Source organism: Paenibacillus sp. NPDC093718 (assembly GCF_050279985.1).
Classification (GTDB): Bacteria; Bacillota; Bacilli; order Paenibacillales; family Paenibacillaceae; genus Paenibacillus_AQ.
In genome coordinates this window covers 58,973-72,720 of the sequence record NZ_JBNNUS010000006.1, presented here as the reverse complement: position 1 = coordinate 72,720, position 13,748 = coordinate 58,973, and the positions used below count along the sequence as shown (strand labels likewise).

Below are 13,748 nucleotides of genomic sequence, written 5' to 3'. Positions count from 1 at the left end.
GCCGACGCTTCAACATACATCCTATAATATAGGTAAACGAGCGGGAAAATCAAGTCTTTTCAGAAAACTTCCAGCAACTTTTACCTCTTACCAATTACCAGCCTCTGCTCCATTTATTATTGCGCCCGGAACGATTGCGCCCGAAGATCATCCAAACGCCCGCTGCAATCAAGATCAGGGCAATAATGTAGAATGCTCCAGTCTCAAGCCAGGTGAAGAAGAAAATCAAAACGGAAAGCACCGTCAGTCCAAGCGCAATCGGCAGCGCAGCGCCTGGTCGCGGGCTCTCGTACAGATAATATTCATACAAGCCGACAGCCACGCCGAGAATTAACACAGGCCATAATGAAGCCATCAGTCCCCATCCCCCAATGATGCATATGAAGAACAGAAGGCCATATACCGTAAGAATACCGCCCGGAATCAGAACCGCGGCAGTGGCACGGCGACCAATAAACATGATATGCAAAAAAATACCCGGCAGCAGCAGGACGAGCGGCCATAACGTTCTTCCCAAAAATCCAAATACACCAAGCTTACCGAGCAAAATAACGACTCCAGCAACAACGATGAAAATACCCAACGCCAAATCTTTTCTGGAGGACATTTGATCACCCTCTCTTCAATATATGTATCACCAAAAATAGCGGTTTCTAAAAGAAGCAGTTACGTTAATTTTAGCCCAAACCGACAAAAAAAACCATATCCCGAGCTTGTTCCACTTGAAATAACCTTGCCCCGTCCCATATACCTGTATGGCCCCCAACAAAAAATGGACGACTGCACGAGACAGTCATCCATTTTCCCTAAGCATTCCTCTTCTGCCAAAGAGTTGTTAAAATAAACTCCCGTTACAGGGGCCGTCTTACCGTCTGTAATCCGCCAATGAGAACGACAGCACCTGCAATGACAATCGGCAGCAGACTGTGGGCATAAGGCATCCAGTAAGCCAGAAGCAGCCCTACGCGGGAATCCTGTATGAGCATTTCGCCTGCTGTAAAAGCTAGAATACCGGCACCTATGTAAAGCAGCACGGGAAACTTGTGAAGCAGGCTGGAGATCATGCCGCTTCCCCATACAACGATGGGAATGCTTAATAATATTCCGATGACAATTAAGGCGAGATCGCCTTTTGCCAGCCCCGCGATGGCCAAGACATTATCCAGGCTCATCACGAAATCGGCAATCAATATCGTATTGACTGCGGCCCATATCGTTGAAGCTTTGGCCAGGCTTGCATGGTCATGCTCCTTTTGCATCATGAGTTTGACTGCGATCCAGATCAACAGTAAGGCGCCGCCAGCCTGCAGGAATGGGATTTTCAGCAGCAAAACCGCCAAAAAAGTCAGAATACACCGTAAGAGAACAGCCCCTGCAGTCCCGATCCAGACCGCCCGTCTGCGGTGTATTTCGGGAAGGTCTTTGCTGGCCATCGCGATGACCAAGGCATTGTCGCCACTGAGTACAAGATTGATCATCAAGATCTGTCCCAACAAAAAAATCGTCTCCACCAGAACAACACCCCCACTCTACACATATGTGGTAATTGTCCAGGCTATGCTTGCACATCGGGAAAAATAGGCCTATAATAAATCCACTTTGTTTAAGTGGTGGAACCGTATTCTAAGAGGAGTGACATTCATGGAAACCACAACCGCTGAATTTTTTCTTGCATTAATCAACATTGTATTCTTGGATTTGATCCTGGCCGGGGACAACGCCATTGTAATCGGTCTTGCAGCACGCAATCTTCCGAAGGAAACCCAGAAAAAAGCAATTATCTACGGCACTGCCGGAGCTGTTATTCTTCGTATCATTGCCACCATCCTCGTTGTCTGGCTGCTAAACATCCCTTGGCTGCTGCTTGTGGGAGGCGTACTCCTGATCGGCATTGCCTACAAGCTGATGACCGACGACAATGAAGATCACGGCAATATAAAGGCCGGCAAGAGCCTCGGTGCTGCCATTCGTACCATCATTGTAGCGGATGCCGCTATGGGCCTGGACAATGTCATTGCCGTGGCCGGCGCAGCCAAACACAATATGATCCTTGTAACGCTGGGCCTGCTCATCAGCGTACCTATCGTGGTATGGGGCAGCACGCTGTTTATCAAACTGATCAACCGTTTCCCATGGATTATCTATGTAGGTTCTGCGGTACTTGCGTACACGGCGTCCTCCATGATTACCGAGGAAAAGCACTTTCTGGGATATTTCGAAGCGCACCAGATCATTAAGTATCTCTTCATTGCTGCCATCATTGTCGGTGTTCTGACTGCAGGACATCTGAAAAAAAGATCCGCTGGGCGCCGTCAGTCATCCAGCCAGTCATAATCCAAATCTATAAGTACGACAAAACACCCCAAGGCTCCCAGAAGCCATGGGGTGTTTTATGTTAACAGATAACCGAACGGTGCACACTCGTTCGCTTCGCCGCAACACGATGCTGACCTTCGCTTGATACTCGATTAAAACCAGTCTTCGTTTACCACGGGCTCCGCGTGCTTTTCTTCAAGTTCGCCGATGTTACTGTCCGGGGTAATAACCACCGTCTCCGTACCTTCAATGGCTGCTTGAATCCGTGCAGGCAGCTCGGGGATGGAAGCCTCCACCTTCTCGATAATCTTCAAATTCGGATTGGTGGTGGGCGATTTAGGCACAAACAACGTACAGCAATCCTCATATGGCAATATCGATGTCTCAAATGTGCCGATGTCCATCGCGATATTGATGATATCGTTTTTATCCATCATAACGAGCGGCCGCAGCAGCGGCAGCTCGGTGGCTCTGCCGATCACATTCATGCTAGGCAGTGTCTGACTGGCAACTTGTCCGAGACTGTCACCCGTCACGATCGCCAATGCCCCTTCCCGCTCAGCAAGCGAGGAAGCAATCCGCAACATCGCTCTGCGCATAAACGTAATGATCAGATTATCCTGTCCGATGCCGACAAATGAAGTCTGAACATCGGTAAACGGAACGAGGTGCAGCTTGATTTTGCCGGTGTAGCCTGATAACAGCCTTGTTAACTCCATTACCTTTTCCTTCGCTAGTTGGCTGGTGTAAGGGAAGCTGTAGAAGTGTACGCACTCAATTTCAAGGCCTCTGCGCATTGCCGACCAGCCCGCTACAGGACTGTCAATCCCGCCCGAGAGGAGCAGCATGGCCTTCCCATTCGTGCCAATCGGGTACCCCCCGGCGCCGGGTATCACTTCATAATACAGATACGTCTCGTTCTCCCGAATTTCCACACGAAGCTCCATATCGGGCTGCTTTACCTTTACTTTAAGCTGAGGATAGGTTCGCAGCAAGGGCGATCCGACTAAATGATTCATCTCTTGTGAGGAATGAGGGAATTGTTTCCACACCCTTCTCGCATTGACTTTGAAGGTCGACGGGTCAGCTAGTTCCTTCTGTCCCACAAAATCAACCGCGGTTTCGATAATGCGGTCAAGTTCGGATGGACATACACGAACTGGACTGATGGAAACAAGGCCAAATACTTTTTTAAGGACATGGATCAAGGCCTCGGGAGATTCTCCGTTAAGCTCGACGTACAAGCGGCCGTATTCCTTAACGATTTTCGCTCCCGGAAACGGTTTGAGCACGCTTCGAATATGATTCAAGACCGATCTCTCGAATCGGTTGCGGTTTTTGCCTTTTAGGGTAAATTCGCCAAAGCGTAGCAGCAGTTTATCGTAAGTCATCTCCGGTTACCCTCTCTTTCTATAATGGGACGCAGGTTCCCGCAAACTTTAGCCAAGACTTCGACTAGCCGCGCTGCATCGCTGAGCTGATGCTCTTTGCCGAGACTGATACGAATTCCGGAGGAAGCTACGTTCATGTCCTTCCCCATCGCTAACAGGACCCGGCTGGGCTCGCTTAATTTAGAGGAGCAAGCGGATTTGGTCGATACCAGCATGCCCATCTCTTCCAGAGCATGGACCATCACCTCGGGTTTTAATCCCGGATACGAAAAATGAATGATATGAGGGGCATTCTGCTCGCTGCTGTTTAACACCAATCCCGGGATTTTGCGGATGCCCTGAACCAGAAGCTCCCTTAATTCCGTCATTTTTGCATAAAACTCGGTCTGTCGTTCTCTGGATAATCGCATGGCCTTGGACATCGCGACCGCTCCGGCAACATTCTCCGTTCCTGCCCGGTGTCCATTCTCCTGCGATCCGCCCGATACCAACGGGAACAATTGCACGCCTTGCTTAATATACAGCACGCCCATTCCTCTCGGACCGTTGAATTTATGGGCAGACAGGCTGTATAAGTCGGCCTGCCACTGGGAAAGTGTCACCGGCAATTTGCCAAATCCCTGTACCCCATCGATATGCAGCAGCGTTCGTGAATTTCGCTCCTTAACGATACGCCCCACTTCAGTCAGCGGCTGGACGGCCCCGGTCTCATTATTCACATGCATGATGCTGACGAGCACGGTATCTTTGCGCACAGCTTCCGTCAAGGCAGCCAGATCCACCACGCCGGCGGCATCTACCGGCAGATAAGTCACTTCCCACCCAAGCGTTTCCAGCTGTTTGCAGCATTCATATACGGAAGGATGCTCAGTTCCCGTCGTGATGATATGCCGGCCACGGCTGCTGTACTGCATCGCAGCCCCTTTAATCGCCATGTTATTGCCTTCGGTTGCCCCAGAAGTGAATACGATCTCCGTCGGCTGAACGTCCAGCGCGGCTGCACACACCTCTCTTGCCTTTTTCAGCAGTTTAGCGGCAGCCTCGCCTGAACGATGAAGTGCTGACGGATTCGCATAATGCATCTTCATGACTTCTGCCAACGTGTCCACTACTTCATCATAGGGAGGGGTCGTAGCAGCGTGATCCCAATATATCAAGGTAATTTCCCCTTTCCATCATACGCATCGGACGTTGTAAAACTTATTATTCCAGACCTTTATATTTACACAAAAAGACCAAACGGTAAAGCCGCACTCCATCTTTAGATCGGAAAGCGGCGCTTATCGTTTGATCTTCTATCAACTTCCTATTTATCCCCATGCGGGTTTATAAAGTGTATTTTGATTGTGCATTCATGACTTTACCGATGTATGCCTGGGTTTCCTCGGGTAATTCATGAGCAACGGACATCAGCTCTTCATCACTGGATACACCCATATTCGCGATACGGGTTGGACCTGCATTATACGCTGCAAGTACCATAGCCATTTCTCCGCCAAACCGCTGAATCAGATTGGACAGATATTTAGTACCGCCTTCGATATTCTGAGCCGGATCAAAAGGGTTGCTTACCCCAAGTCCCCTTGCTGTGCCATCCATCAGCTGCATCAGCCCCTTGGCACCTGCAGAGGACACCGCGTTTGGATTAAAGGAAGATTCCGCATCGATGACCGCTTTGATCAGCGATACCGGCACGCCATAGCGTTCCCCGGCCGCCGTAATTAAATCCTCAAAAGTCGTTGGCTTTGTTGCTCCTGTGTCATGCACGACCCCCTCCATTGGTAGAGACGAGGCAGATTCATCAACAGCTCCTAGCTGCTGCCATAACAGCCCATCCTTAAAGGTTACGCCAGGCGCAAGCTGTGTAATCGAACGTTCGACCGGCTTGGAGGTGGCATCTTCGGTAAGCAGGCTGCTAAGCACATTGACAAATCCGGTTGCCGACTCGGTGGAATTCGTATTCATCTGTGGTATATCCGTCATTTGCTTCCATGATATCGGATCTATTTGCATCGTTTAACTCACTTTCTGCAGCAAAATTTCAAACTTGTCCTTTATTTTATCATGGAACTGGAACAATCTGCTATACCTATTCGGCAAAAAAATAAGCGAATCAACCTTTCTGGTTGACCCGCCCGATGTTCACCATAATAAAATGAATTATCTACTGAAAGGAATCAAGATAAAATAACTGAGCGTTGCCAATATGCCGAGACCGATCGACCAGGCGCCTGTCGTTTTGCTGCCTTTGCTGTAGGCGTAATATCCAACAACCGCTGCGATGGGTCCCAGGATTACCGACCACATGAACAAGGAGGCGATGCCTAATACCAAGCCTACATATCCGACGGTACGACCGGTAGAGACGTCCGCCTTATCCTCGTCCACTCTTCGTGCCGAAGTATTCACAGGGGGAGCCACCTCGGCTGCATATTCTTCACGGTGATCCTTGCGCGGGAAGTCTACCCTGTTTCGCTTGCCTTCAACAACCTTCATTTTATGCTTGCGATGTTTTTTATCCATAAACTAGCTTCCTCCATTTCCATCATCCTAAAGTGCCCGGCACCCGGACTTTATCCGGCTTATTTCCCGTCAGCCCTTCGGCTTGAAGGTTAAACAGCAGGTCTCGGAAGACTTGTCAGCAACATCCTGATGGTCGTCTACATAAGGCTCTGCTCCATACTCTTCATTGAGTTTTACATTCGCATGACGGTCAATTTCAATCATGATCATCTCGGCATGACATAGGTTTTGTTCTCCCCAGTAATGGCAATTGCTGACACTGCACTTCACTAATGGTTTGGCTTCGTTGGCCATTTTAGCATCACCTCGTCAACATTTTTTCCTTAGTTTACTGCCGGTATGCACAAGAACGATTGTCAGTTGGTGCCTAAGCAGCAAAACGCAAAAAGAGATGCCAATGGTTGGCATCTCTTGAATGTTCCTTATTATGCTATGCGTGCCTTTTCTCTGACTGCATACGGCGTTCCGTCAAATAGTCGCTTTCGTAGTAAGCAAGATCATCGCGGAGCTCTTCATAAATCTTGGTAATGTTCATAATGACATCACGTGCAGGACGAACCGGCTTCTTCCGGAAACGAATCGCATCCTGTCCGGTATAGGCGTAACGACCATCTTCGGAATAACTTTCATTTTTGGGATAGAAGAAACTGTTGACACAGCGGTGATACAAATTATACAAAGCCTTCTCGGCAAAATCGATATCAAAATTAGGGCGACGCTGTACAACACCCAGCTTCTCATAGGAAACTTCAGAAAACACAAGCAAATGGCGAACATCCGACAGAAATCCTTTGTAAAAATGAACGGTTTCCTCGTCCTGTTCCGTTACCAATTGAGATAAAGCATGTTCATTCAAAAACGTTTCCATAATCGAAATGGCAGATTTCAACTTTTCTCTGGACTCCGAGCATAAATTCTGAAGATTGTCTGCTGGCATTACGATAGATCCCCCTTAAATGGTCGTGACCCTACAGGTCATATAGCCTGACGGTCGTTATAATATGTACTATCCTAACACAAATTTTGGGATAACGAAATCCCTATCATGAATACACTTACAAGGTTATTTTTAGCACATTTCATTTTGCGCGCTCCCATCCGTTTTACTCATGAATATGGAACGCATAAAAAGGATTCACTCTCCCCACGCTAAGACTACTTCAATCATGAATGCGGCGAGGAGGAAAACTTGTGAAATCTCGTACCCTGTGGAGCATCCTAGGTGCAGCGTCAGTTCTTGGCGCGCTTCTGATCTTACTGTTCATCCCCGGTTCGAAACAGCCGGCTCCCACGGCTGAACCAACACAGCCCTTAAGGCCCCAGCAGGAGAACAAGGCTAAGCACTTTACCATGCTAAGCGATCTCCATGCGACGGATCAACTCAACCGTATTGATGCAAAAGGTCACCTGCGCAAAATGCTGAACAATAACGCTCTGCGCAGCCCGGGTCAAATAAAAGCCTATACGCAAAAAGAACAAAAGCTGCACAAGCATTTTCAGCAAGTACGGTGGTATAACCTTAAGCAAAACAAAATGACGGATGTACAGGGTCTGCTTCCCAAACTGAACAAAAAAGATAAAAATCTGATCACTCATCATTTCCAAATGGCACAGCAGAAGCTGAAACGGGGAGAATCTTACGATTCACCCAAGTTCAATGTCGCGGGGCAGCCTTATTTTGTTGTTTCCGAGCCATCCAAGGATGGCAAATATGGCGCAGCCGCGTTGGTTAATCAAGGCGTACTGCATGAAGTAAGCAATCACCAGAAGCGGAATCTTCGCTTAATTCCTTACCCGAAGGAAGGTAAATTCAAGGTCGAATCCATTCATGCGGATACCCTCTCCGACATCACCGTCAAAACGGGACATGATAATGAAAAGGCCAGTCACTTTTACGAAAATGAAATTGTGGTGTCCTTTCAAAATGAGCCGTCTAAGCAGCAGCTTCTCAACATCTCTAAGGAGATATCATGTGACACTCCGAGGAAACTTGGTTATGCCTATGTTTTTCGTTCCAAAGATAAGGATTATCTTAAACTCCGCTCCTATTTCGAGCAGAAGTGGAAAACCAAATATACCGAGCCTCACTACATCTATTTAACCAATGACCGCCCCCCTCAATCCAGGGTAAACTCGGATTCCTTACCGGATGGAGCCAACGCGCAAGTCAATATCCCGAATGATTTGCTGTTTTCCCAATATCAGTGGAATCTGCCCGTCATTGAGACGAACCGGGGCTGGGATCTGTCCAAAGGCAGTGAAGATGTCATCATCGCCGTAATTGACACTGGGGTGGATCTTCAGCATTCCGATTTGGATGGACAGTTGGTGGAAGGATACAACATCGTTGAGAAAGACAAGCAGCCGCTGGATGATGTGGGGCACGGGACGCATGTAGCCGGGATCATCGGTGCCCTTGTCAACAACGGTGAAGGCGTTGCGGGAGTTAGCTGGTACAACAAAATCATGCCGGTCAAGGCGCTTGACGGATCCGGCTCAGGAACAACCTATGCCGTCGCGGAAGGCATTATTTGGGCCACGGATCACGGAGCCAAGGTGATCAATATGAGTCTCGGCAACTATGCGGACTCCCAATTCCTGCACGATGCCGTGAAATATGCTTATGATCGCGACGTTGTTCTTGTTGCTGCATCAGGCAATGACAACACAGAGCGGCCTGGTTATCCTGCCGCCTATCCGGAAGTGCTGGCTGTCGCCGCAACGGATTCCAATCAGAAGCGGGCGGAATACTCCAACTACGGCGATTATATCGATGTGGCTGCTCCCGGGACCAATATTGCAAGCACGTTTCCAGGGAATCAATATGCGGCTTTATCCGGAACCTCCATGGCCAGCCCTCATGCAGCCGCCATGGCGGGTCTCATTCGTTCCCTTAACCCTGACCTGACCAATCAGGAAGTCATGGACGTCATGATAAACCAAACGGTCGATCTTGGCGATAAAGGAAAAGATAAATATTACGGTCATGGTCAGATTGATATTTTCCAATCCTTGAAAGCAGTTGGCGCACCCGAAGTCCCTCTTCAAATGTGGCCGGGTCAAACGCTTCAGAATCTGGAGCAGGAGCTGCGCAAATTAAACGGCTCCAACGAATAAAATACACGAAATAAAGCAGCTTCCGCCCCGATCGCGTTAGCTGCTTTATTTCATATCGGAGGCAAAGAGCACTTACAATTTATTTCTTCCGGCGGGAACGGCTAGTACGTACTGCAGCTTTCTTCGATCGCTTACCGGAGACCGTAACCCCACCATAGCCTACATTGTCGCTCACGACTTCTTCTTCGCTGTACGTGTATATATGTTTTTCTACAGGTACGCAGTGGATCTTATCCACCACTTTAATCGGATGAATGACGGGTACGATTTGCGGTACATAATGGTCTCTAACGACAACGATCGGCTCGCACACAATCGGTGACACAGGAGGACATGGATTTTCTTTATGACAAGACATGTTTTTGCATCTCCTTTCCGTTGATGATTATAGCTTATTATCCCAAGGGCTATTTGGTATGGACGATTATCCGTACAGGGCACATGATCTCCCAATATTTTCACGAAACCATTAAAAAACGCGCATTTTCTGTACACCCCTCACGAGGAGTCCAAAGAAAATACGCGTTTGTACCATAGCGGTATTAGTAAAGCTAAATGTTGTTCAGTTGGGAAAGCTTTCCGTAAGCCGGGTTCTGTGCTCTTCGTGGTCATGACGGGAACTACCCTGCCACCATGAGCGACAATCATCTATCTAGGCCGATCATTACTAATCGACTCAAGCGACCAACCCGGACGCGCCTCGGGCTAAGGCTGTCTCCTCGAAAGAGACTGCGTCCCATTAGGTCTTGCTCCAGGTGGGGTTTACCAGGAACGAAGTCACCAGCGTTCCTCGGGGTCTCTTACACCTCGGTTCCATCCTTGCCTGTGCCACCCTAAGGCGGCCATCGGCGGTCCATTTCTGTGGCACTATCCTTCAACTCGCGCTGACTGGACGTTATCCAGCACCCTGCCCTATGGAGCCCGGACTTTCCTCTCGCGGCTTAAAGCCGCCAGCGATTGTCTGTCAAACTTTCCGGACAACATTATATATTATACAGTGATTTGAAGCGGTACACAACCCATTAAACATTAACAATAGCTGATTAATTTCCCAGCTTGGCCGAAGCACTCTTCATGGTCGGGCGGTGTCGGAATGAGTCTCTTTTTCTTGCCTTACATTTCTGTTCCTACAAGAACTGGAACGGCTCCGTATTGATACGGGAAGCAACAACTCGGGTTTCATACTTATGTTCCTGCAGTTTCTGTTCCATCCACTCGGCGACTTTGACCTTCATAATCTTCTCGGCATTATGACCCGGATCAATGATGGTAAGTCCTGCTGCGAGCGCATCCTGTGCCGTATGATAATCGACATCTCCCGTTACCAGCACATCCGCTCCACGGAACAGTGCCTTCATCATGTAGCGTCCTCCGGATCCCCCAATGACGGCCGCCTTGCGGATGGTGCGGTCGAGCTCTCCTACAACACGAACATAAGGAACCTCCAGCTTCTCTTTTACCACGTCTACCAGCTCAGCCAACGTCATAGGCTCTTTCAGCTTGCCAACACGGCCAAGACCGAGGGATCTCCCCTTAAGGTCCATAGCATACAGATCATAGGCAACCTCTTCATAAGGATGCGCCTTCAGCATCGCCTGAATCACTTTGTTGCGGATGGTATGAGGAACAATCGTCTCGATCCGAACCTCATTAGCACGTTCCATCTTGCCTTCCTCACCTAGAAATGGGTTGCTGCCTTCTCGCGGGACGTAAGTGCCAAAGCCCTCAATGTTGAAGCTGCAGTGGCTGTAATTTCCGATCCAGCCTGCACCTGCGCCGAGCACGGCGTCCAGCACCTCTTGATGATGACTCTTCGGCACAAAAACCACCAGTTTAGATAACTGTTCATTATGCATGTCATGGATAGGCGACGTATTCTCGATTCCCAAGGCCTCCGCCATCCAATCGTTCATTCCGCCTTCGGTTACATCGAGATTGGTGTGACTTATATATACCGCGATATCGTGTTTGATCAGCTTTTCATATACCTTGCCCATCGCTGTATCCGTCTGCAGCTGCTTCAGCGGTCGATATATAATCGCATGATGCGCGATAATCAGATCGGCCCCAAGTTCAATGGCTTCATCCACCACTTCATCATTGACATCCAGAGCAATCAGCACCGTGCGAATGTCCTTTTGCAATGTTCCAAGCTGGAGTCCGATCCGGTCATCGGGTTCGGCCACGTGCTTCGGGGCCAATTGCTCCATATATTGAATTACGGTTTGTCCTTTGGCAAGCATGCCAGCACCTCCTGAATAAACTCGATATCTGAACGAATCTCACTCGCCTTGTCGGCTGCCGTGGTGAGATCTGAATGCGAAAGCGATTGAAGAATATACTCCATCTTCTCCATCTCCGATTTCCATTTATCATAGAAAACCGGATTCGGGGACTGCGTGAGCCAAGGTCCCATACGGAAAAGCCAGTCCCTAGATAAACGGAGACCGTCCCCAATCGCCCTTTCCGTGTAAACCTGCTCATTCGTCAGGTCTGTTGTATGCGAAGGCTCGGCGACCAGCACTTCGTAAATTTTGCCGTCTTCCTCCAGGATCCATTCCTCGATTAGCACCCATCCATGGGAGTACAGCCACTTGCGCAAGATATCTTCCCCCACATTCGGCTGCAGGACCAGCCTGCGCACGCCTGTCAGCTTATCGATGCCGCGGTCCAAAATCGCTGCAATCAAGCTGCCGCCCATACCGGCAATCGTAATGACGTCGGCCTCGCCGGCTGAGAGTACGTTCAAACCGTCTCCTCTTCGCACGCTGATGACCTCAGTCATCCCTGATTCGATGACCTGCTTGACGGCAGCATCATAAGGGCCGGGATTGACTTCACCGGCGATCGCTTGAATGGCTGCTCCGCTCTCTACGGCAGCCACAGGCAGCAGTGCATGGTCGGAACCGATATCAGCAAGTCGGCTGCCGCGTGGAATCTTCTCCAGTATTTGCGTTAATCTTCTTGATAATTTCACGGTTGATACACCTTACCATTCCATATTTTCGTCCAAATCACGATCTATACCTTACCCTAACAGAGACGATACCAAACTGCAAACCGGTAAATCCGGTGAAAAACGTTGTGCCTGTTCATTTGCAATGGGTCTGGAAAAGAGCTAAAATAAAGACCAATAAAACAAATGCAGGAAGAAATGCCATAACCAAGAAACTCATACATGCCATGAATAAATTCGAAAAAAAGGACCTGCTGCCGTTACTGCAGAAGGTCCGTGGATTAAGCTATTCGAGAAAATCCTTTAACCGCTTGCTGCGGCTCGGGTGACGAAGCTTACGGAGCGCTTTCGCTTCAATCTGTCGAATCCGTTCGCGTGTAACACCGAACACTTTGCCGACCTCTTCCAGTGTTCTCGTGCGGCCATCATCGAGTCCGAACCGAAGACGAAGCACGTTCTCCTCGCGCTCTGTCAGCGTATCGAGCACATCCTCGAGCTGTTCCTTCAGAAGCTCGTAAGCAGCCGCATCAGCAGGAGCGAGTGCTTCCTGATCCTCGATGAAATCTCCGAGATGGGAATCATCTTCCTCACCGATCGGCGTTTCCAGCGAAACCGGCTCCTGGGCAATTTTCATAATCTCCCGGACTTTCTCAACACTGAGTTCCATCTCGGCAGCAATTTCCTCCGGCGAAGGCTCACGTCCGAGCTCCTGAAGAAGCTGTCTGGATACACGAATCAGTTTGTTGATGGTCTCGACCATATGCACGGGAATTCGGATGGTACGGGCCTGGTCAGCAATAGCGCGCGTGATTGCTTGGCGAATCCACCAAGTCGCATACGTACTGAATTTGAAACCCTTTTTGTAATCGAACTTCTCCACGGCTTTGATCAAACCCATGTTGCCCTCCTGAATCAAATCCAGGAACAGCATTCCTCGTCCGACGTAACGCTTCGCGATACTTACAACGAGACGCAGGTTGGCTTCGGCCAGACGGCGCTTGGCTTCCTCATCTCCCTGTTCAATCCGGTTGGCAAGTTCAATCTCATCATCAGCTGACAACAGCGGAACCCGGCCAATTTCCTTCAGGTACATCCGTACCGGGTCATTAATCTTGATCCCAGGAGGCAGCGAAAGATCGTCATCAAACCCAAAATCCTCATTATCATGGGATTCGGAATCTCCCGATTGCCGGTGAGTACCCTCTTCATCATTCTCATTAACTACATCGATACCCAGGTCGGCCAGCTGCTCATAGAACTCTTCCATCTGCTCCGTGTCCTGATCAAATGGCGATAATTTCTCCATAATATCTTTATAGCTCAATACGGATCTCTTTTTACCCTGTTCAATCAACTGATCCTTGACTTGATCCAGCGTAAATTCCGTTTCTATTTCAGTATGCTGATCATTCGCCATCATTCGACTCCCTCCTCCCTAGAAACAG

Annotated in this window: 14 protein-coding genes and 1 other RNA gene; 2 read left to right on the top strand and 13 right to left on the bottom strand. The window is 49.1% G+C overall.

What is annotated here, in order from left to right; genetic code table 11:
• Positions 1-94 precede the first annotated feature (94 nt).
• Both ACQKPA_RS18660 and ACQKPA_RS18655 read right to left on the bottom strand, forming a co-directional pair.
• Positions 95-607 (bottom strand): hypothetical protein, encoded by a 513-nt coding sequence (locus tag ACQKPA_RS18660; protein WP_427494049.1) that lies wholly within the window; start codon positions 605-607, stop codon positions 95-97.
• Positions 608-851: 244 nt separating this feature from the next.
• Positions 852-1,511: a TerC family protein gene (locus ACQKPA_RS18655; protein WP_427494048.1), complete on the bottom strand. Its 660-nt coding sequence runs from the start codon at positions 1,509-1,511 to the stop codon at positions 852-854.
• 130 nt (positions 1,512-1,641) lie between these two features.
• Between ACQKPA_RS18655 and ACQKPA_RS18650 the strand changes: the two genes are divergently transcribed.
• A complete protein-coding gene (locus tag ACQKPA_RS18650) occupies positions 1,642-2,334 on the top strand; it encodes a TerC family protein (protein WP_427494047.1) in 693 nt (230 codons plus the stop codon).
• A 134-nt stretch (positions 2,335-2,468) separates the two neighbouring features.
• On the opposite strand, the gene thiI is transcribed toward ACQKPA_RS18650, so the two are convergent.
• The 6 genes from thiI to ACQKPA_RS18620 form a co-directional block, all read right to left on the bottom strand.
• A complete protein-coding gene (gene thiI / locus ACQKPA_RS18645; RefSeq protein ID WP_427494046.1) occupies positions 2,469-3,707 on the bottom strand; it encodes a tRNA uracil 4-sulfurtransferase ThiI in 1,239 nt (412 codons plus the stop codon).
• Entirely contained in the window at positions 3,704-4,864 is a 1,161-nt protein-coding gene (locus ACQKPA_RS18640) for a cysteine desulfurase family protein (protein WP_427494045.1), read from the bottom strand. The genes thiI and ACQKPA_RS18640 overlap by 4 nt, the downstream gene beginning before the upstream one ends.
• Before the next feature lie 169 nt (positions 4,865-5,033).
• On the bottom strand, positions 5,034-5,720 hold the full coding sequence (locus ACQKPA_RS18635; RefSeq protein WP_427494044.1) for a lytic transglycosylase domain-containing protein: 687 nt from the start codon (positions 5,718-5,720) through the stop codon (positions 5,034-5,036).
• Between the two features lie 147 nt (positions 5,721-5,867).
• Complete coding sequence (locus tag ACQKPA_RS18630) at positions 5,868-6,230, bottom strand: hypothetical protein (protein ID WP_427494043.1); 363 nt, start codon at positions 6,228-6,230, stop codon at positions 5,868-5,870.
• A gap of 69 nt (positions 6,231-6,299) precedes the next feature.
• Positions 6,300-6,524, bottom strand: coding sequence for a DUF1540 domain-containing protein (locus ACQKPA_RS18625; RefSeq protein ID WP_006209042.1), 225 nt, complete (start codon positions 6,522-6,524; stop codon positions 6,300-6,302).
• 136 nt (positions 6,525-6,660) lie between these two features.
• Positions 6,661-7,167: a YpuI family protein gene (locus ACQKPA_RS18620; RefSeq protein WP_071222952.1), complete on the bottom strand. Its 507-nt coding sequence runs from the start codon at positions 7,165-7,167 to the stop codon at positions 6,661-6,663.
• A 254-nt stretch (positions 7,168-7,421) separates the two neighbouring features.
• On the opposite strand from ACQKPA_RS18620, the gene ACQKPA_RS18615 reads away from it, so the two are divergent.
• On the top strand, positions 7,422-9,347 hold the full coding sequence (locus ACQKPA_RS18615; protein WP_427494042.1) for a S8 family peptidase: 1,926 nt from the start codon (positions 7,422-7,424) through the stop codon (positions 9,345-9,347).
• Between the two features lie 79 nt (positions 9,348-9,426).
• Here the strand turns inward: ACQKPA_RS18615 and ACQKPA_RS18610 are convergent, their stop codons facing one another.
• The 5 genes from ACQKPA_RS18610 to rpoD all read right to left on the bottom strand — a co-directional run bounded on the left by ACQKPA_RS18610 (position 9,427) and on the right by rpoD (position 13,720).
• Positions 9,427-9,705, bottom strand: a complete 279-nt coding sequence (locus ACQKPA_RS18610; protein ID WP_074961960.1) for a hypothetical protein — start codon at positions 9,703-9,705, stop codon at positions 9,427-9,429.
• Between the two features lie 209 nt (positions 9,706-9,914).
• An RNA gene (rnpB, locus tag ACQKPA_RS18605) (RNase P RNA component class A) lies at positions 9,915-10,320 on the bottom strand.
• 154 nt (positions 10,321-10,474) lie between these two features.
• Positions 10,475-11,590: a Nif3-like dinuclear metal center hexameric protein gene (locus ACQKPA_RS18600; protein ID WP_427494041.1), complete on the bottom strand. Its 1,116-nt coding sequence runs from the start codon at positions 11,588-11,590 to the stop codon at positions 10,475-10,477.
• A complete protein-coding gene (locus ACQKPA_RS18595; RefSeq protein ID WP_427494040.1) occupies positions 11,566-12,324 on the bottom strand; it encodes a tRNA (adenine(22)-N(1))-methyltransferase in 759 nt (252 codons plus the stop codon). Before ACQKPA_RS18595 ends, ACQKPA_RS18600 begins: the two co-directional genes overlap by 25 nt.
• Before the next feature lie 265 nt (positions 12,325-12,589).
• On the bottom strand, positions 12,590-13,720 hold the full coding sequence (gene rpoD / locus ACQKPA_RS18590) for an RNA polymerase sigma factor RpoD (RefSeq protein ID WP_427494355.1): 1,131 nt from the start codon (positions 13,718-13,720) through the stop codon (positions 12,590-12,592).
• Between the last annotated feature and the right edge of the window lie 28 nt (positions 13,721-13,748).

Excerpts from the sequence above, each read along its gene's own strand:
- ACQKPA_RS18660 (WP_427494049.1), bottom strand. The coding sequence starts at position 607 with ATGTCCTCCAGAAAAGATTTGGCGTTGGGTATTTTCATCGTTGTTGCT.
- ACQKPA_RS18650 (WP_427494047.1), top strand. The coding sequence starts at position 1,642 with ATGGAAACCACAACCGCTGAATTTTTTCTTGCATTAATCAACATTGTA.
- thiI (WP_427494046.1), bottom strand. The coding sequence starts at position 3,707 with ATGACTTACGATAAACTGCTGCTACGCTTTGGCGAATTTACCCTAAAA.
- ACQKPA_RS18635 (WP_427494044.1), bottom strand. The coding sequence starts at position 5,720 with ATGCAAATAGATCCGATATCATGGAAGCAAATGACGGATATACCACAG.
- ACQKPA_RS18630 (WP_427494043.1), bottom strand. The coding sequence starts at position 6,230 with ATGGATAAAAAACATCGCAAGCATAAAATGAAGGTTGTTGAAGGCAAG.
- ACQKPA_RS18625 (WP_006209042.1), bottom strand. The coding sequence starts at position 6,524 with ATGGCCAACGAAGCCAAACCATTAGTGAAGTGCAGTGTCAGCAATTGC.
- ACQKPA_RS18620 (WP_071222952.1), bottom strand. The coding sequence starts at position 7,167 with ATGCCAGCAGACAATCTTCAGAATTTATGCTCGGAGTCCAGAGAAAAG.
- ACQKPA_RS18610 (WP_074961960.1), bottom strand. The coding sequence starts at position 9,705 with ATGTCTTGTCATAAAGAAAATCCATGTCCTCCTGTGTCACCGATTGTG.
- ACQKPA_RS18600 (WP_427494041.1), bottom strand. The coding sequence starts at position 11,590 with ATGCTTGCCAAAGGACAAACCGTAATTCAATATATGGAGCAATTGGCC.
- rpoD (WP_427494355.1), bottom strand. The coding sequence starts at position 13,720 with ATGGCGAATGATCAGCATACTGAAATAGAAACGGAATTTACGCTGGAT.